The 397-nt window shown below is 66.2% G+C and carries 1 protein-coding gene; it reads left to right on the top strand.

Annotated features, from left to right (window positions below):
- A partial coding sequence (locus AC2JF9_RS10160) for an ABC transporter permease subunit (RefSeq protein ID WP_500727522.1) occupies positions 1-397 on the top strand: 397 nt, incomplete at both ends.

Raw genomic sequence — 397 nt, 5'->3', positions numbered from 1 at the left:
GACGAGCACAACCAGATCCTCGCGACGATCGGGCTGTCGATCCTGATCATCAACCTGGCGATGATCGCCTGGACGCCCGACTCGCGCGTCATGCACGCGCCGGAGCTCCTGCCGCCGCTGCGGCTCGGCCCCGTCACGGTTCCCGGCAACAATCTCGTCGTCCTGATCGTCGGCGCGATCCTGTATGGAGCGCTGATCTGGTTCATGCGGCGCACCCGCTACGGGCTGCTCCTGCGCTTCGCGAGCGAGAACCACGAGTTGGCGACCTTTGCGGGCGTGAACGTGTGGAGCATGTTCCGCCTGTCCTTCGTCATCGGCGGCTTCACGGCCGGAATAGGCGGCGGCCTCGTCGCGCTGATCCTCTACGTGCACCCGCTCGTGGGTGTGGACCTCGTGA

The organism is Lactobacillus sp. C449L (genome assembly GCF_059900815.1).
The sequence above is the reverse complement of the archived record's forward strand: the minus strand, read 5'-3'. Positions and strand labels throughout refer to the sequence as shown.